We start from the raw sequence: 18,992 nt of genomic DNA, 5'->3' as shown, positions 1-18,992 counted from the left end.
TTTTGAAACAAAAAACGGTCCTGACTTCGTCTATAATATCGGAGCCGTAAAAGGCGCGAAACATAAAGAAGAACCGTACGTACATATCATTGGAGGAATACCATGCGAGATCAGACACAACAACACCGTTACATACCGGGGTTAGACGGGCTTCGGGCTTTTGCCGTTTTGGCGGTTATCGCTTACCACCTCAACATGAGCTGGGCCGACGGAGGCTTTATTGGCGTTGATATCTTTTTTGTTTTATCAGGATATTTGATTACATCGATTATCCTGCCGGCGTATGGAAATGACATTTCCCTCACATTCAGAGATTTTTGGGTGCGCCGGATACGGCGGCTGCTTCCAGCGGCGACGCTCATGATTTTCGCAACCGTCATATGGGTCGCTTTGTTTAACAGAGAGCTGATGCATACCGTGCGGGGAGATGCGATCTCCTCTCTTTTATATGTCAGCAATTGGTGGTTTATCTTTCACGACCTCTCATATTTTGATAGTTTCGGATCGCCGTCTCCTTTAAAAAACTTGTGGTCACTGGCGATTGAAGAACAGTTTTATTTCATCTGGCCGATCATTTTGCTGTTGGGCATCTACATATTTAAAAAGCGGGAGAGGCTGGCTGCGGCGGTTGTGCTGTGTGCGCTCTGTTCAGCCGTATGGATGAGCATCTTGTACGTCCCTGGCGGCGATCCGAGCCGCGTATATTACGGGACTGATACGCGCGCCTTCGAGCTGTTGATCGGATGCGCATTAGCCCTTGTGTGGCCGATGAAAAGACTATCTGGGAACAGGCTCCCAAGCAGCCTGAAGCACGCGTTGCACGGAACTGAGCTTGCCGCTTTCGCGCTGCTTATGATGAGCATTTATTTTGTCGATGAATTCAGCCCGTTTCTCTATCATGGCGGAATGCTTCTGATCAGCATAATCGCAGCGATTTTGATTGCATGCGTCAGTCATCCGAGCAGCTTCTTGGGCTTTGTCCTTTCCGTGAAGCCGCTGCGCTGGATCGGGAAAAGGTCGTACGGCATTTATCTTTGGCACTATCCCGTCATCGTGCTGAGCACACCTGTTCAAGAGATTGGAAATCCGGTGTTCTGGCATGTTGCGATTAAGGTCGCTGTTACGTTTATTCTGGCGGAACTTTCGTATCGCTTTATCGAGAAGCCAATCCGACAAGACGGTTTTAAACCGTTTGTAAGCCGGGTTTTTCTGGATAAGATCACGGAATGGAAAACCGCTTCCGTTCCCAGCAAAATATCAATCGGACTGATGTTTGCCGCACTCCTCATTTTTGCAGGAGGCCTGTCGGGATTGGCCGACGAAAAGAAACAGCCGCAAAAGGCCTATTCCAAATCTTATGAGGAAACAAGCGCCTCAGCGGATCAGCCGGCTGACAAAAGTGAAGAACGGAAGGATGATAAGAAAGTACAAGCTGAAAGCGGGAAAGATGATGAAACTAAAAGCCGGCAGAAAGCCGGCGGGGATGAATCGTCAAATACAAAAGATGAGCAGTCTGCGGAAAAAGAGCCTGATCATATCGAGAAAGAGGTATTGGCTGTCGGGGATTCGGTCATGCTTGACATTGCTTCCAGCCTGCGTAAGAAAATTCCGGGAATCACAATCGACGGTCAGGTTGGAAGGCAAGTGAGGGAAGCGCTTCAATTGACATCAACCTACGCTTCCTTTAATCATTCGGACAAAGCCGTCGTGATTGAACTGGGAACAAACGGCTATTTTACGGACAGTCAGATGGACGCTTTGCTTGATGCGTTCTCAAACGCTGATGTCTATCTCGTGAACACGCGCGTCCCCCGTCAGTGGGAGAGCAAGGTGAATGAATCGCTTCGGAAGCAAGCGGACAGCCGTCAAAACGTGACATTGGTCGATTGGCATACTGAAGCCCTGAAACATCCCGAATATTTCACCGCTGACGGCGTACACCTGATGCCGAAAGGGACTGAAGCTTTGGCATCGCTTATCGTCAAAGCGATGAAATAATGCTTCAACATAAAAAGAGGCTGTTATTTCTTGAATTTCGTGATAAATCTAATCAAATAAGGTGTTTTTAAAGTTTCTTTTACTAGTTTGTTATGATGTTTTGTAAAATTTTTTATTTGTTTTCTTCTATGGGGAACCATTAACAAAGGTAATCTATCTTTGCGAAACCATCCGATTTTTGCTGTTTCCGGCCCTTGTTTAATGGGTTCCCCACCTAGTAATTTTCCTGAATAGATGTACTGTATGTCATGATATTGCGGTTGATCGTACTCTCCTATTTTGCACATAATAGAAACACGGTAGCCTGATTCTTCTTCCATTTCCCTCATGGCGCATGTTTCCGGCTGCTCGTGCTTTTCCATTCTGCCTCCTGGCAAGTCCCAGACAGGATAATCTTTTCTTTTAACCAGAAGTATTTTTCCTTTGCTATTTTCCACAATTGTAAAGCAACCTACAGTGTTTACTGCATTCAAGTTAAGATAACTCCTTCCTGTGTTTCACTTCAATTATAAATCATCTGACCGATTCGATCTCCGATCTTAACCGGTCATGAGCAATCCTCTTTCACAGCCAAAAAAATATGTTACAATATACAAATGTTTTGCGATCCTCCAGTTTATTTCATGATGAAACAATATATTTTACTAGCTTGAAAGAAAGGTTTGATACTATGCTCCATAATCCAACAGGAAAGGAACGCCTTGCATTGGCTTTTCTGCTCGGCATGCTTGCGATACTGGGCCCGCTGAATATCGATATGTATTTGCCAAGCTTTCCCGAAATTGCCGATGATTTATCAGCTGGAGCCTCGCTCGTACAGCTAAGCTTAACAGCGTGTTTGATCGGGCTTACGTTTGGTCAGCTCGTTATTGGGCCGGTCAGTGATGCACAAGGAAGACGGAAGCCCTTATTAATATCCATCTTTTTATTTGCGTTGTCTTCTTTGTTTTGCGCGCTTTCCCCGAACATTATTATGCTGGTCATTGGTCGTTTTTTACAGGGTTTTACCGCTTCGGCGGGAATTGTGCTGTCGCGCGCCATTGTACGGGACGTGTTTACAGGCAGAGAGCTTTCTAAATTTTTCTCGCTTTTAATGGTGATCACCGCGGTTGCGCCAATGGTCGCACCGATGACGGGGGGAGCCATCCTGCTTTTGCCGTTCGCTACTTGGCATACGATTTTTTATACTCTATCATTGATCGGATTGTTCCTAGTGCTCGTTATCTCAATGAAATTGACTGAAACATTGCCGCCTGACAAACGGATTCCAAGCTCAATCGGTTCGTCTCTCAAAACGATGGGGAGCTTGTTGAAGGACCGGTCTTTCATCGGCTATGCGCTGACTGTCGGTTTCATTCACGGAGGCAGCTTTGCATACGTGTCCGGAACCCCTTTTGTATATCAGGACATCTATGGGGTTTCTCCTCAAGTGTTCAGCGTGCTGTTCGGCATTAACGGCCTCGCCATTATTTCGGGAAGCTTTATCATCGGGCGTTTCGGGGGAATCATTCATGAGAGGAAGCTCTTGCGGATCGCGGTTATTACCGCTGTCATCGCGACATCCGTTCTCCTGACGATGACGATTTTGAAAGGACCGCTTGCAGCGATTGTCATTTCCATTTTTATCTACATGATAACCATCGGAATGACGTTGACAAGCACATTTACGCTGGCGATGGAAAACCAGGGACACCGTGCGGGCAGTGCAAGCGCGATGCTCGGCATGCTTCCGCTTCTGCTCGGTTCGATCGTTTCGCCTCTCGTTGGAATGAATGAAACAACGGCCGTTCCAATGGGTGCGATCATGTTTATCACAGCTGTGATCGGATCTTTCACCTTTTTTGCCTTAACACGGGAAAGACAGGGGGAGCGGTAAAGATAAGGACGGAATCACTTGATTCCGTCCTTTTGTTGTTATAGAGAAGCCCGGAGAATGGCGAGTACGTCATCTTTGTTTAGTTTTTGGAAATTGGCGAAGCCGCCGTGCTCGATTTCTTTAGCGGCGATGTCTGCGATCAGATCGAGCTTTTCTTCGCCGATGCCGTAGTCGGCAAGGCGGGAAGGAGCGCCAAGGCTTGTCCAGAACGCGGACAGCTTATCGATTCCTTCAAGCGCGATGTCTTTATCGGTTTTGCCTTCTGTTTCAATGTCAAACATGTTCAGCATAAGGGCTTTGAAGCGGCTGACATTCGTATCAAGCGTATATCTCATCCAGTTCGGGAACAAGATCGCAAGGCCGCCCGCATGCGGAATGTCGTAAACGGCCGAAACGGCGTGCTCCATTGTATGGGAAGCCCAATCGCCGAAATAGCCCATTTGCAGCGTGCCATTCAAAGCGATTGTGCCTGCGTATAAAATGGTTTCCCGGTGCTCATAGTTTTGCAGGTCTTCCAACAGCTTCGGTGCCGTTTCGATGACCGTTTGCAAAACGGAAAAGCACAGTCTGTCCTGAAGCGGCGTGTTTTTGACATTATGAAAATATTGTTCAAACACATGGCTCATCATATCAACAATGCCGTAAACCGTTTGGTTTTCCGGGACGCTGAACGTATTTTCAGGGTCTAAAATGGAGAACTTCGGATGCGTGACATCGCTTCCCCATACATATTTTTCATTCGTTTCCCAGTTTGTAATGACGGAATCGGGGTTCATTTCAGATCCGGTTGCAGCTAAGGTTAAAATCGTACCGAACGGCAGGGCGTCTTTTGCTGTCGTTTTTTTGCTGAAGATATCCCAAGGGTCGCCGTCGTATTTTGCTCCGGCAGCAATCGCTTTTGTGCAGTCGATGACGCTTCCTCCGCCGACAGCGAGGAGAAAATCGATTTCATGCCGGGCACACAATTCGATCCCTTTTTTAACCGTAGCAAGACGCGGATTTGGTTCTACTCCGGAAAGCTCGTGCATGTCAGCGCCTTCTTCTTTCAACACGCGCGTAACTTCGTCATAAAGACCGTTCTTTTTAATACTGCCGCCTCCATAAACAAGCAATACATTTTTTCCGTATTCCTTTAATTCTTTTCTTAACTGTTCAAGCTGGCCTTTTCCGAAGATCAATTTCGTTGGATTGTAATAGCTGAAATTTTCCATTGATGAACAAACCTCCTATGGTATATGTAAAAACAGTTTTCTACTATAACATATTGAATCGTATAGAAAAAGAGGCCGTGTTCTTACAAAGGACAGGGTCAAATTGTACAGAGGGGAGGAAGCACACACCTGATTTACTGCGTAAAAAAGCTTGCCGACTTTGCCGGCAAGCTGAGGAGGCCGTTCTGTCTTCAGGTTAAAACCTATACTGAGACGTCCGCCGATTCGTTGATAGAAATGACCATTGAGACAGCGGTTCCGTCATCCGGCGCACTCTCGATATTCAGTTCGCTCCCGCAGAAGTGCTTCAGTCTTCGGTTGATATTTTTCATACCGACGCTATGAGTGAAATGAGAGGAAAAGGTATCGTGTTGTTTTTCCGGCGGCATGCCGATTCCATTGTCCTCTATCTTGATATAATAGCGGTTTTCGCTTTCTTTTTTTGCCGTCAGCTTGATCCAGCCTCCGCCTCTTTTTTTGCTGATCCCGTGGTGGACGGCATTTTCGACAAGAGGCTGAATCATTAATGGCGGAAGGGCAAAGTCAATGTCTTCGTCAATATCGTAAATGACGTCCAGCCGATCGCCGAAGCGCGTTTTTTCAATAGAAAGATACGAATTCACAATCGACAGTTCATGTTTGAAAGAACTCATCCCTGATGTATTTTGAAAATCAAAACTCATTCTTAAGTAGTTTGTAAAATCAGCCGTTACTTCGCGCGCTTTTTCAATATCCAAATGACTGAGCGCGATAATTGTATTTAATACGTTGAAAAGAAAGTGCGGCTTGATCTGCGACTGGAGGAATGCCATCTCCATATTGGTCGCTTGGGCTGCCGTATCTTTCATCATGATCAGGTTTTTAACGCGGGCTGCAAATTCAGTGTAGTTGTACGGTTTTTGCAAAATGTCATTTGCCCCGGCGTGAAAAGCCTTGTATTTATCATGATCGATGATGGCTGCCGTAATAATGAGAACCGGAAGTTCCACCATTGTGAATCTTTCACGGATTTTCATAGAGACTTCAAACCCTGTCATATCGGGCATCATCAGATCCAAAATCACCAAGTCAAGCTTTGATCGGGAGGCGACTTCGAGAGCCTCTTTGCCGCTTTTTGCTGCGATGACTTGATAAGGAACGCCTTCAAGCATATCGGCCAAAATTTTTAAGCTTTCAATGTTATCATCGACGATCAGAACAGTTGGAGCATCCATTTTCTTTGAATAATACGGCGTGCTGATTGAAACATCGGGCAAACTCCTGACGGCTTGCTGTTGAGGCATGTTCACTTTATCGTCAAGAAGCGAGTCATCCTTTGCGACAGGCAGTGTGAAATGAAATGCCGATCCTTTCCCTTCTTCCGATTCTACCCAGATCTCCCCATTTTGAAGCTGAACGAGCTGTCTGACGATGCTTAAACCGAGCCCGGCTCCGTCATCTTTATGGTTTTTTGCTTGTTGAAAAGATTCGAATATCGATTGACGGACGGCCTTTGGTATGCCGACTCCTGTATCTGCTACAGTGATTTTGACCTTCTCTTGGTTGATCCTCTCGGCAGAGAGCGTAATTTGTCCTTCCGGCGTATACTTGATTGCGTTATCTACCAGGTTGGTCATGATTTGCCGGAAGCGGTTTTCGTCAGCCAAGACGAGCGGCAGTCCGGATGGAACCAGGTTTACAATCTGGACCTGTTTATTTTTTGACAACAGCCGATAGAAGCCCATTTCCGTACTGATCGCTGAATGGGTATCGACAGGAACGGCTTGAATCTGCAGCATGCCCTGCTTCATTTTTTCCAAATCGAGAATGTCATTCACCAGGCTGGAGAGCCTGTATCCCATGCGGATGACCAGCTGCAGATTTTCTTTTTCTTCCTCTACCGTCCTTTTGCTTTTCCTTGCCAAAAGGGTCTGACATATATTAATCATGCTGTTCAGCGGCGTTTTAAATTCATGCGATGTTTTGGCGATAAATTCGTCTTTTAATCGATTCATTCTGAGCAATTTCAAGGATAGGACTTCATTCTCGCGGAATGCGCCTGCGAATTGCTGCGCCATCATCAGAACAGCCGCCAGCAAAGCGATGATTGACGGCACGGCATAGAGCGAATTGAACGAAAAGCCTCTTTTGCCGCTGTAAGCAGAAACGGTCGTTAAAATGACGAATGCGCTCATTGAGATCGCTGCAATCGTAAGATAAAGACTGCCTTTCATTTTCCGAAGGGCAGCAATCGCAAACACATACGTAATATAAATCAAAGTCGTGACGGCAAGAACGGAATGCAATACATATGCGAGACGGTCTGTAAAACCCCATGATATAAAATCAATCAACAAAACCAGTGCAGAAAATGCAGTCGCGCCGATTATCCATTTTTTCGAAACGATTTCTCTGTAAGCGAAATAGAGATAGAGAAAAACCGCTATACTGACAAGCACCATTGTGGTTGCCCTCATTACGCTTAAAGCCGAGAATGAAACAGACGGAAAGAAAAGAAAGATCATTCGTTCTCGTCCGATTAAAAGCACAATGACCGAAAAAAGAAGACACATCGTGGAAAAAAAGAATAAGTGCTTATCCTTTTTTCGATGCAGGAAAAAGCCGAGAAAGTATAAACCGGTAATGAAGAATGCCGTGATCATGCTGGTTTCATTAAAGAAAGAAATTTTGCTTTGGTGTAAAATATGCTGCTGCGTTCCGAAGGTAATCGGTTTTTCTATTCCCCATGAAGGTGTTTTTTTGAAGTTCGAAAATTGTACAATCAGCTCGTTGTTCCCGCGGTGAATGTCGAAAAAACTCGTATAAGGCCTGTTTTGAGCCCTGAAATTCGCTTTGCTTGAAGGAGTTCCGCTCTGCCCGATCAATTTGCCGTTGAAATAAATTCGGTTTGCGCTGTTAATAAAAGAGGTGCTGATTCCGAACATCTCATTGTCCTGCTTTGACCGGATCATCAGTCTGTATGTACCGTAATCCACGTTTTCTCCTGAATCGGTAAGTTTGACATTGTTAGGCACAGCGGAATAAATGGGGGCTTTTCCAATGCCTGAATGGATCGCCTTTGGCGAGAGAAGCTGGTTTCGATAGAGTGTCCATTCCCCGGTGAGCGCGATGTTCCCATCTTTCTGAAAATCCCATGTTTCCAGATTGATGATTCCTTGCTTTGCTTCAGGGTAATTCTGATCGGACAGTTGATTGTTAATGAATAAGAAAATAAAAAAGAAGCCGGCATAGCCGAGAATAATCGAAAGGAAAACAAATAGCTTTTTCAATATCAGCACTCCTCATTCAGCCTGCTGCAGTGTTGTCGAATCCATATGAATATTGTACTCTTAAATGTTAATAAACGACAAGAATAAGAAAATGAATCCAACTAAGTAGGGCCATTGACATGATATAATCATTATAATAATTTCCAGATGACTCGATGAAATTGGGGTGGGTGTCGTGAAAGCGTTAATTGTGGATGATGAGGAATTGGCATTGCTTCATTTTAAAAATATGCTTGAACGAACAAATTGTTTTCGATCCATTGAAATGTTTCAAGATCCGGCTGATGTTATGGAGTATCCGGATATTCAGGATATAGACACGGTGTTTCTTGACATTGAAATGCCGGGGATCAACGGGATTGAGCTCGCTGAAGCGATTCAATCGATGAATGAAAACATTCAGGTTGTTTTTATCACGGCCTATAACGATTTTGCCATAAAAGCATTTGAATTAAATGCGATGGATTATTTGCTTAAACCCGTCGATTACGTCCGGCTCGTGAAGACGGTTGAACGGATCAGAGAAAACAGCTTGCTGAAGGCTTCCGCGGAAAACGGCGGAGGAGACTATTTCATTCAATGTTTTGGGAGTTTGCAATTTTACAAAACGGAGAAGGATGTCAAAACATATATACCCGTAAAGTGGAGAACGTCCAAAGCACGCGAAATTTACGCGTATTTGCTTCATCATCACGGCCATGTGATCAGCAAAGACGTGTTGATCGACCTGTTCTGGCCTGACCATGATGTCTCTAAAGCGAGCACCCAGCTGTATACGGCGATTTATCAAATCAGAAAATTAATCGAAAGGCTTCCTTTCAGCCAATCCATCGAGAAGACTGACACAGGATATGTCCTCCGGATTTCCGGTGTGAAAGTGGATGCTGACGAATGGGAAAAGTCGCTGAAAGAGGCTCCTCCAATTCATATGGCGACGATCAACCGGCACATGGAATTGCTGCTTGCATACGAAAACCATTACTTTATGGAACACGGTTATTTGTGGGCCGAACCCGAAAAAACACGGCTTGCCCGGATATGGCTTGGAAAAGCTTATGAACTGGTCGATTGCCTTATTCGTGAAAAAGACTACCGCCGGGCGCTTGATATATGTCTGCAGGTCGAGAAATTCGAACCGTACGATCATAAAATCATCCAATACAAGATGCAGCTGTTTAATAAAACCGGGAATGTAGAAGAAGCGATCAAGGAGTATGAGCGCTACAAACTCATCAAGGACAAAATGAATGAAATGTAAACACGAGGACCGGATCAGCCGGTCTTTTTTTTATGCCATTTTCAGCTTACATGCCGATGTTCAGAAATTGTATAGTTCCATCTCATACAATGTAGTTTGGTTCGGATGATCTCAGCTGACATAAAGCAAAATTCATAGCCGCGATATCTTGATTACCGCCGCTAAACATACAGCAGCGAATTTAAAAGCCTGTCATTCTTCAAATAGAAAAGTATTTTCAGGGATTCATTTTCCAGGCTCAATCGATCCGTACACAAAAACATGATAAAAGGGGAGGAATCACAATTTGAGATCGAAAAAATATTCGTTCAGCCTCAGCAAAAAAAGAGGGCTGAAACCATTTTTGATCACTTGCCTGGCATTGTATTTGATCTTCAGTCAAGTTGTCGGCTTTACGCTGACGGCAGTGGCTGCCGGCACATCAACAGGGAGCAGCGTGTTTTTTGATTCAGTGACAATCAAAAACAGCGAAGATCAAACGGTTGACGGGTCAAAGGGAGACGACCCGGCATTAAAACCGGGTGACAAAGTGACACTCACATACGAGTGGGCGTTAAAAAACGATGAAGAAGCCGGCACCGAAAAAAGCTTCACTGTAGAGGTGCCTAAAAGCTTCGAATTCGCTCAGGATGCCAAGGGAGATGTGAAATCGGCAGATCAGCAGATCATCGGCAGCTATGAGGTGAAAGCGGACAGCAACATTTTGACCGTAACCTTGAACAGCACTGCAGAGGCAAAAGGGTCCATCACTCTGGAAGCAAAGTTTGCCGCTGCCGTGAAAAGCGGTACAAAAACGGTCACCGCTCTCTTTCAACTCGGAGCAGGCAAGACGCAGCAAGCAGTCATCCCTATAAATACAGGCTCCGAATCGGAAACGCCGAAAAACGATTCTCCGTCATCTGAGGACGATCAGGCAGCAGCTGACGATCAATCAAAATCTTCAGGGGAGCAGGACGAAGAGGAAACGAAGACAAAAGCTGCTGACACTGAGAGCAGCGATTCAAAACCGCCAGCATCTTCAAGACTAGCGGCAGCCGGGAGCCTTGCGTCCGGAGGTAATCAAATCACCCAAAATATTTTAACCGGCGTGACGCTGACAGATGAACACGGAAAGCCTTATGACAAAAGCAACCGGGCCGACACGAATTCTCCGGCAAAAATTTCAATCACTTGGGACATCCCGGATGAGCTAGGAAAGATGATAAATGACGGCGATCGCTACGAATTTGATCTGCCTGAAGCTTTCATTATGTACAACGATATTACGAATCAGCCATTAAGCTCAGGCGGTATCACGTACGGCTATTTTTCAATTGATACAAAAGGCCATGTTGTGATGACGTTTAATGGTGAAGTGAAAACAGATTCGAAGGTCAAAGGCACGTTGTTTGTCAATACGCAGTTCAACGCGCAAAAAATAAAAGGATCGACGACTCAAAAGATTCCCTTCCCGGTGAAATCAGACACTCCGGAGGTAACGGTTTATTTTAAACCAAACGTAAGCAAAACCATCGATAAATCAGGAATTTTTGATAAAGGCATCAATCCGGGGCAAGTCACATGGACAGTCGACCTCAACAAAAAATTGGATCAAGTCAAAAATGCCAAGTTGACCGAGAACTTTCCGGAGGGGCTGATCTATCGTTCTGTCAAAGTTTATCAACTCGATGTCAACATAGATGGTTCAGTCAGCCAGGGAGATGAAGTTCTTTCAGGCTACACTGTAGACGCAAATGGGAATGTCACATTTGACGGTGAGATAGATTCGGCTTATCGCCTGATCTATGTGACGGACATCGATGACTCCGCAAAGCCGGACGAAGGCGGAAATGCTGCATTTACGAACAAGGCGACATTCGGCGGAGACAATCTGGAACCGGCTTCTGCAGAGGCCTCTGTCACAGCCAAATACGGGAAAATGATCGAAAAATCGTCGACAGGTTATAAAAGCGATTCACAGACTTTCAGCTGGACGATTTTATATAACTATGGTGAGAAGAAGATTGACGAATCCAAGGCGAGCATAACAGACTCGTTTGGTTCCGCTGATTTGCAGCTTGTTTCAGATTCCTTGAAGGTGATTCCGATTACCTTCAATCAGAACGGAAGTGAACAGGCGGGAACGCCTCTAACGGAAGGCAAAGACTATACGCTCTCCGATAATGGAAGCGGGTTTGAAATCAAATTTAACCAAAATGTTACCGGAGCTTACAAAATCACATATCAAACCGAGGTCAACAGCGGAGTGATCATCGATAAATCGACAACGTATACGAACACCGCAGTGACCGGAACAGGGGAATCAAAGAAAGCTTCCGGTACAGCCATTCAACAGAATTTGATAAAAGGCTATTCAAACATTGATTACAAGAATAAAACGGTCGATTGGACGATCGCAATCAACAAAAACAACTACACGATGAACAATTGGAAGTTGGATGATAATTTCGAAAGCGGCGGGCTCGCGCTCCTCGACGGATCATTCCGTCTTCAGGATGTGACGAATAACAAAACGCTTCAAGAAGGCAAAGACTATACATTGACAATAAAACCGGATCATGAAGGTTTTCTTCTGGAACTCATCGGAGATTATGCAACAACAAACAGCCAATTTAAGATCACTTATACGACGAATATGAATGCCGACTTTTCAAACGAAAATGTCAAAAACACGGCTGAATCAACCTGGACAGATCACAGCAGCACTGAACGCAAAAATAAGGAAACGAGCAGTTTTACACCGAATCGCCAGACATCCCACAACGGTTTCAAAAACGGCTCATATAACGCGGTTTCAAAAGAAATCACGTGGAAAATCGGGATCAACTATAATGGTGAGCCGTCAAAGAATCCTTATATTAAAGATGCTTTAGCAGATGACCAGCAATTTGTTAAAGGTTCAGTGGTCGTCAAGAGCTATGCAGTCAATAAAGACGGTTCCATCACAGAAGGAGACATCCTGCCCGCTTCACAATATGATGTGGAGGAGCCGTCGGCTGACAATAAACAAACGCTGACTGTCCATTTGAAAACGGACGATTCCGTCCCGTATCTTATTGTATTTAAAACTTCGCTTAAAGGGCAGGTCATTAAGCGTGACCCTTACACCAACAAGGCGACGTATTATAATGCCGGATACTCAGAGCGTGAGTTGACGGCATCCGTTTCGGTCGCCGACGGAGGAAGCCTCGTTTTCAAAGGAGGCAAACAAAACGGAGGTTATGTCGATTGGAGTATTAATGTCAATGCGAGCCAGTCGGTATTGGAGGATGTAAAAGTCACCGATACTCCGGATACCAACCAAATTTTAGCTGAAGATTCTTTTAAAGTTTATCAAGCTAAATACGATGAAAAAGGTGCAGTCAAAGACAGCGGAGGAAATCTTGTCCCGGATGATGTTCAGCTTCAAAAAGGCGAAGACTATACACTGGACATCAAGACCGACAATGCAACCGGTGAACAATCATTTGTCCTGAAATTTACAGGTGATTACAAAAAAATCGACCGCGCCTATGTGATTCAATACCAATCATTAATCAATATTGCCGGCACGAGCGGTCATGTTCACAACAAAGTGTCGATTTCGGGAACGAATGTTCAGGAACAAACCCAGGAAAACAACAGCTCGGTCTTTGTTGCCGTTTCAAGCGGCGGCGGTTCAGGCTCAGGTGAAAGAGGCAGCTTGACAATCCTTAAAACGGGGGAAGGCGGTACACCGCTTTCTGGAGCAGATTTTCAATTGCGGACAAAAGATAATGAGCGGCTTCTGCGGACAGGAACGACTGACGACGACGGCAAGCTGACATTCGGTAATATCCGCTACGGGACTTACATTTTAAAAGAAATCAAGCCGCCTGACGGATATACGATCAGCGACGCTTATGCAGACGGGGTCTCCGTTGAGATTAACAGCAGCTCTTCCAGTGCCGGAGCGCTTTACAAAGTCGTGAATGAAAAGAATAAGGTGACGCTTATCAAACAAGACGAACAAAAGAATCCTTTGGAAGGAGCCGTGTTCAAGCTGGAGAAAAAATCCGGCGATGGCACCTTTACAACAATACGTACGAGTATTAAGAGCAGTGAAAACGGAAAAGTAGAAATCAACGGTTTACCGCCCGGCAATTATCGTTTGCTGGAAACGAAAGCTCCAGAAGGATATCTCTTAAATACAAAAGAAATCAGCTTCTCCGTCAAAACGAATGATAAGAATCAAGTACCTGACGTTGATTTAGGAACATTGATCAACTATAAAGGCGGAGCACATTTAACGAAAGAAGATGCAGAAGGCCGTCAATTAGAGGGGGCTGAATTCAAGCTCATTGATCATGAAGGCAAAATCGTTCATGAAAAGCTCACCTCAGATCAAGACGGGAAAATCGCGGTATCTGATCTTGCGCCTGGCCGCTATGCCTTTGTTGAAACCAAAGCGCCCGAGGGCTATGTGATAAACAGCAAGGCAATCGAGTTTACCATATCTGAATCGGCAAAAGAAAAACCGGAATCCGTGGACGCAGGCAAAGCCGTCAACTATAAAGGTTCGGTTTATTTGACAAAAGAGGATGCGGAAGGCCGTACGCTGAAGGGCGCTGAGTTTAAGATCGTTGATCATGAAGGCAAAACCGTTCATGAAAAGCTCACTTCCGATGAAGACGGAAAAATCGCAGTTTCAGGCCTGGCGCCTGGGCGCTATGCTTTCGTGGAAACGAAGGCGCCCGAGGGCTTTATGTTAAACAACGATCAAATAGAATTCACCATCCCGGGCTCAGCTGAAGGGAAACCGGAGCCGGTTGATGCAGGCGCCGCTGTTAATTATAAAGGCTCGGTTCATTTAACAAAAGAAGATGCGGAAGGCCACAAGCTTGAAGGAGCCGTTTTTAAGATCGCAGATCAAAACGGGAATACCGTACAGGAGGAACTGGTCTCAGATCGAAATGGAACTGTTACGGCTTCAGGCCTGGCGCCTGGGCGCTATGCTTTCGTAGAAACGAAAGCGCCTGATGGATTTGTATTGAACAGCGGGAAAATAGAGTTTGTCATCCCGGATGCCGCTGAAGGAAAACCTGCCCATGTAGATGCGGGTAAAGCCATCAATTACAAAGGTTCGGTTTATTTGCAGAAAGAAGATGAAGACGGCAATGGATTAGAAGGAGCCGTGTTTAAAATCATTGACAGCGAAGGCAAAACGGTCAAAGACGATTTGATCTCTAAAGAAGGCGGCAAAATCGAGGCTGGCGATTTGGCGCCGGGAAGCTATCAATTTGTTGAAAAACATGCGCCTGACGGTTACCTGCTGTCAACAGATCTGATCCCATTTTCCATTACCGGGAAACACGAAGGTGAGCCGAAACAGGTTAAACTGACGGCTCTCAACAAGAAAAACAGCGTTGTGCTCACAAAAGTCGGCCAGGATGACAAGAGCGCCGGACTTCAGGGAGCGCAGTTCGATTTGACAGATGAAACCGGCAAGGTGCTGAAAACCGGTTTGGCAACAGACGCAGACGGCCGGATCACAGTGTACGGTCTTAAGCCCGGTAACTACCAATTTGTCGAAACAAAAGCGCCTAAGCATTATCAATTGGATAAGACGCCAATATCGTTCACAGTCAAAAATACTGATACAAAGCCAATTGAAATGACTGCAGAGAATCAATTGACACCGGGCGATGCGAAACTGACGAAAGTGGACCGCAACGATAAAAAAGCTGTGTTGAAAGGAGCAGAATTCAAGCTGCTCGATGCCGATGGAAAGCCTGTTAAAGCCGCAGGCAACGGGAAAAAGCTGCCGGCAGTCTGGACGACAGATCAAAACGGTCAATTTATTGCGGAAGGTTTGGCACCTGGGCGCTATCAATTTGTCGAAACGAAGGCGCCTGACGGTTATAAGTTGGATGAAACGCCGATTCCTTTTGAAATTAAAAAAGGACAGTCAAAACCGGTCGAGATCACAGCATCCAATGAAAAGCTGAAAACGCCGGCTGTTGACAAAGGCACATCGAACCCGAATTCGGGAGACCCTAAAACAGATAACAAAGGCACACCGGACCGAAATTCGAACGGAGATCCTAAAGGTCATTTGAAAGATACGCTTCCGAAAACCGGTGATAGAGACAGCATCATTCCGATCATGATCGGCATCCTGCTGATTCTGTCTGGAGGAGTCTTCGCTTTCTACACAAGAAAGAAACAAAGAAAGGCGTAAACGAATCATTTATGCACCTGATCATGAAACCGGTCAGGTGCTTTTTTGAAAAACGGCATTCGTTCAATTGACATAAAGGTTAGAAAGGACTGTGGGACATGTATAAAAAAATGATCGTTGCCGTACTTGTCATATCAGGTATACTATTCGTCTTGTCTCCTTTTATTAAAGAAAGCATCATCATCAATCTCAGCAAGAATAAAAGTTTTGAATTGACTGCTGAACAGGCGGAACAAAACAATACGCAAAAGGCGTCATTTGATTTTGAAGCGATTCAGCCGCCTTCTTTTATGGAAGCAGTAAAAGCCGGCCTCGATCGTGAATCGAAAGCGGTCATCGGCCGGATCACCATAAGCAGCGTCAATATCAAGCTGCCGATATTGAAAGGCACAACCAATCAAAATCTTCTCTACGGAGCGACAACAATGCGTCCCGATCAGAAAATGGGCGAGGGCAACTACCCGTTGGCCGGACATCATATGAAGCGGGAGAACCTCTTATTCGGCCCTCTTATCCACATTAAAAAAGGGGACACCGTTAAAATCACAGACTTTAAAAAAGACTATATATACACTGTGACATCCAAACAATTCATTTCTGAAACGGACACAGATGTGATTCAAGAGACGAAAGAAAAAGAAATTACGCTGATGACATGTGACAAAGCCGTGAGAACCGAAGGGCGCCTTGCGGTTAAAGGAAAGCTGATTCATGTTGCTGTTCACAGATAATTGAAATGTCCGCTGCAGGCAGGAAAAAATACTGAGGGAAAGCCCCTTGGTATTTTTTTATTGGGACTAAAATTCTACACATCACAAAAAAGTGACAAAAAGATCACTATGAAATGACAATAGTGAAAAAATGCTGATAAATAATAAAAAAAGAAATGAAATTATGTGAGTTGGATGGAATTCCTATCATAACGCCATTAATTACGCTTTTTAAAATGAAAAAAAGATAAATTTTCTGAAATTTATGTTGACTGAAAGCGCTTTTAAAATTATGATAATATCAGACATAACAAAGATATACCAAAAACATAACTATAATCTAACAATGTATTTAAAACGGCATATAAATGAAAGCGATTCCAAAATATTCCGTGATAGGCCGGCTTCCATCAAAATAAAATTTTCAATTTTCTGTTAAGGGGGTGGTTGGCGAAACTTTCGAAAGTTGGGAATGAGTCTTTTGGGAAAAGAAATGAGCTCCTTTTAAGGATGTTTTCGAAAACCTTTGGAAATAAATCAATTTTTAAAAACAAAGGCGGGGGAAATCAATATGAATGAACAGGGAAATCAGAAATCATTTTTGCGTACTGTTATTTTAGTCTCGACGTTCGGCGGACTTCTATTCGGATATGACACCGGAGTGATCAACGGAGCTTTGCCTTATATGTCTGAAGGAGATCAGCTGAACCTGACTGCCTTTACAGAAGGGTTGGTCGCAAGTTCGCTTCTCCTGGGAGCGGCATTGGGGGCGGTATTCGGCGGAAGGCTCTCCGATTATATCGGGCGCCGCAAAAACATCATTTTTCTAGCTGTGCTTTTCTTTTTCTCGACGCTCGGATGTACGCTTGCGCCTGATGTGACGATTATGGTCATCTCTCGGTTCCTGCTTGGAGTTGCTGTAGGGGGAGCATCTGTTACGGTACCGACTTATTTGGCTGAAATGTCTCCTTCAGAGAAAAGGGGACGAATGGTTACCCAAAATGAATTAATGATTGTCTCCGGACAGCTCTTGGCATTTACTTTCAATGCCATCCTCGGAACCACAATGGGGGATAGTTCCCATGTTTGGCGTTACATGCTGGCCATTGCCGCAGTCCCGGCTGTGTTCTTGTTCTTTGGTATGCTGAGAATGCCCGAAAGTCCGCGCTGGCTTGTCTCTAAAGGGAAAAATGAAGCGGCGCTGGGCGTTCTGAAAAGAATCCGCGAGGAAAAAAGGGCGCATTCGGAAGTTGCTGAAATCGAAGCTGCGGTCATGAAAGAATCTGAAATGAAAAAAGCGAATTATAAGGATCTGGCTGTTCCATGGGTGCGCCGAATCGTATTTCTCGGAATCGGGATCGCTGTCGTTCAGCAGATTACCGGCGTAAACTCTATCATGTATTACGGTACAGAAATACTCAAAAATGCCGGATTTGAAACAAAAGCTGCACTTATCGGAAATATTGCAAACGGTGTCATTTCAGTTTTGGCGACATTCGTGGGGATTTGGCTTTTAGGGAAGGTCGGGCGCAGACCGATGCTGTTGACCGGTTTAATAGGGACGACCTCAGCTTTGCTGCTGATCGGCATCTTCTCAAACGCCCTTCAAGGTTCAGCTGCTCTTCCGTATGTCGTACTTACGCTGACAGTAACCTTTCTTGCATTCCAGCAAGGTGCTATTTCTCCTGTAACATGGCTCATGCTTTCTGAAATATTCCCGCTTCGCGTTCGCGGTCTAGGGATGGGTGTCACCGTGTTTTGTTTGTGGATCGTCAATTTCTTTGTCGGATTTTCATTCCCGATATTGCTTGATGCGATTGGACTGTCATCGACATTCTACATTTTTGTCGGACTTGGACTTCTTTCCATTGCATTCGTGAAAAAATTCCTTCCTGAAACAAAAGGTCTCACACTTGAACAGCTTGAGCATAATTTCCGCAACTACAAATCGGAAAAAGCACCAAGCGACGCGAGCGCTAAAATCAGCGGATGACAATTTTGTTGAGGGACATACAGGTCGAGTCCCATCGGTGGAGAATATAGATGAAGGATTTGAAGTTTGCAGGCAGAAATCTTCCTATAACAAGATTTCTGCCTGTATTTTTGTATACGATGCGGAAAAGCAGCCTATTGGAGGCGCCTTTAGAATATCTTAAAAGACGTTCGTAAAATAAAAGCTTCATTAAATGATCGTGCAAGAGTGATGTCGAAGTTAACGATTTACAGCTTCGGTTCCGTATATAACTTGATGAAGCGGGGAACATTCAATAAAACATCACATAAGATGAAAAGGGCAGGTAAAACGTCATCTATTATGAATGGCTGTAAGCATAATTTTTTTAGAAGTATAAAAAAACGAAAAAAGTGTTGACGGATGAATTGAAGGCATGATATATTATTATTCGTCGCTAAGACAACGAAGTTACAACTTCGAAATGCCGATATAATATTCATCATTTAAAGGGTGTACA

At 44.7% G+C, this 18,992-nt stretch carries 9 protein-coding genes and 1 pseudogene; 6 read left to right on the top strand and 4 right to left on the bottom strand.

Annotation, left to right across the window (positions count from 1 at the left end):
- Window positions 1-102 precede the first annotated feature (102 nt).
- Window positions 103-1,998 carry an acyltransferase family protein gene (locus M1E03_RS18495; protein WP_411221360.1) on the top strand — a complete coding sequence of 632 codons (1,896 nt, stop codon included), beginning with the start codon at window positions 103-105 and terminating at the stop codon, window positions 1,996-1,998.
- A 23-nt stretch (window positions 1,999-2,021) separates the two neighbouring features.
- On the opposite strand, the gene M1E03_RS18490 is transcribed toward M1E03_RS18495, so the two are convergent.
- Window positions 2,022-2,471 carry an NUDIX hydrolase gene (locus tag M1E03_RS18490; RefSeq protein ID WP_105980743.1) on the bottom strand — a complete coding sequence of 150 codons (450 nt, stop codon included), beginning with the start codon at window positions 2,469-2,471 and terminating at the stop codon, window positions 2,022-2,024.
- Window positions 2,472-2,668: 197 nt separating this feature from the next.
- Between M1E03_RS18490 and M1E03_RS18485 the strand changes: the two genes are divergently transcribed.
- Window positions 2,669-3,874 (top strand): Bcr/CflA family efflux MFS transporter, encoded by a 1,206-nt coding sequence (locus tag M1E03_RS18485; protein WP_023857816.1) that lies wholly within the window; start codon window positions 2,669-2,671, stop codon window positions 3,872-3,874.
- 38 nt (window positions 3,875-3,912) lie between these two features.
- On the opposite strand, the gene M1E03_RS18480 is transcribed toward M1E03_RS18485, so the two are convergent.
- The 3 genes and pseudogenes from M1E03_RS18480 to M1E03_RS18470 form a co-directional block, all read right to left on the bottom strand.
- Window positions 3,913-5,085 carry an iron-containing alcohol dehydrogenase gene (locus tag M1E03_RS18480; RefSeq protein WP_075213095.1) on the bottom strand — a complete coding sequence of 391 codons (1,173 nt, stop codon included), beginning with the start codon at window positions 5,083-5,085 and terminating at the stop codon, window positions 3,913-3,915.
- 203 nt (window positions 5,086-5,288) lie between these two features.
- Entirely contained in the window at window positions 5,289-6,236 is a 948-nt protein-coding gene (locus M1E03_RS18475) for a histidine kinase (RefSeq protein WP_229105619.1), read from the bottom strand.
- Window positions 6,237-6,461: 225 nt separating this feature from the next.
- Window positions 6,462-7,727: pseudogene (locus tag M1E03_RS18470) on the bottom strand (ATP-binding protein); the annotation flags it as partial.
- A gap of 802 nt (window positions 7,728-8,529) precedes the next feature.
- Between M1E03_RS18470 and M1E03_RS18465 the strand changes: the two are divergent.
- The 4 genes from M1E03_RS18465 to M1E03_RS18450 all read left to right on the top strand — a co-directional run bounded on the left by M1E03_RS18465 (window position 8,530) and on the right by M1E03_RS18450 (window position 18,514).
- Window positions 8,530-9,612 carry a response regulator gene (locus tag M1E03_RS18465; RefSeq protein WP_023857813.1) on the top strand — a complete coding sequence of 361 codons (1,083 nt, stop codon included), beginning with the start codon at window positions 8,530-8,532 and terminating at the stop codon, window positions 9,610-9,612.
- A 286-nt stretch (window positions 9,613-9,898) separates the two neighbouring features.
- The gene (locus M1E03_RS18460) at window positions 9,899-15,811 is read left to right on the top strand and encodes a SpaA isopeptide-forming pilin-related protein (protein WP_458110555.1); all 5,913 of its coding nucleotides are present in this window, start codon (window positions 9,899-9,901) and stop codon (window positions 15,809-15,811) included.
- 98 nt (window positions 15,812-15,909) lie between these two features.
- Entirely contained in the window at window positions 15,910-16,542 is a 633-nt protein-coding gene (locus M1E03_RS18455) for a class A sortase (RefSeq protein ID WP_020450319.1), read from the top strand.
- Window positions 16,543-17,092: 550 nt separating this feature from the next.
- Window positions 17,093-18,514: a sugar porter family MFS transporter gene (locus M1E03_RS18450; protein WP_023857810.1), complete on the top strand. Its 1,422-nt coding sequence runs from the start codon at window positions 17,093-17,095 to the stop codon at window positions 18,512-18,514.
- The last annotated feature ends 478 nt before the right edge of the window (window positions 18,515-18,992 follow it).

Source organism: Bacillus sp. PK6-013 (assembly GCF_054161445.1).
This window is presented reverse-complemented; position numbering and strand designations above follow the sequence as displayed.

Excerpts from the sequence above, each read along its gene's own strand:
- M1E03_RS18455 (WP_020450319.1), top strand. The coding sequence starts at position 15,910 with ATGTATAAAAAAATGATCGTTGCCGTACTTGTCATATCAGGTATACTA.
- M1E03_RS18475 (WP_229105619.1), bottom strand. The coding sequence starts at position 6,236 with ATGCTTGAAGGCGTTCCTTATCAAGTCATCGCAGCAAAAAGCGGCAAA.
- M1E03_RS18495 (WP_411221360.1), top strand. The coding sequence starts at position 103 with ATGCGAGATCAGACACAACAACACCGTTACATACCGGGGTTAGACGGG.
- M1E03_RS18480 (WP_075213095.1), bottom strand. The coding sequence starts at position 5,085 with ATGGAAAATTTCAGCTATTACAATCCAACGAAATTGATCTTCGGAAAA.
- M1E03_RS18450 (WP_023857810.1), top strand. The coding sequence starts at position 17,093 with ATGAATGAACAGGGAAATCAGAAATCATTTTTGCGTACTGTTATTTTA.
- M1E03_RS18485 (WP_023857816.1), top strand. The coding sequence starts at position 2,669 with ATGCTCCATAATCCAACAGGAAAGGAACGCCTTGCATTGGCTTTTCTG.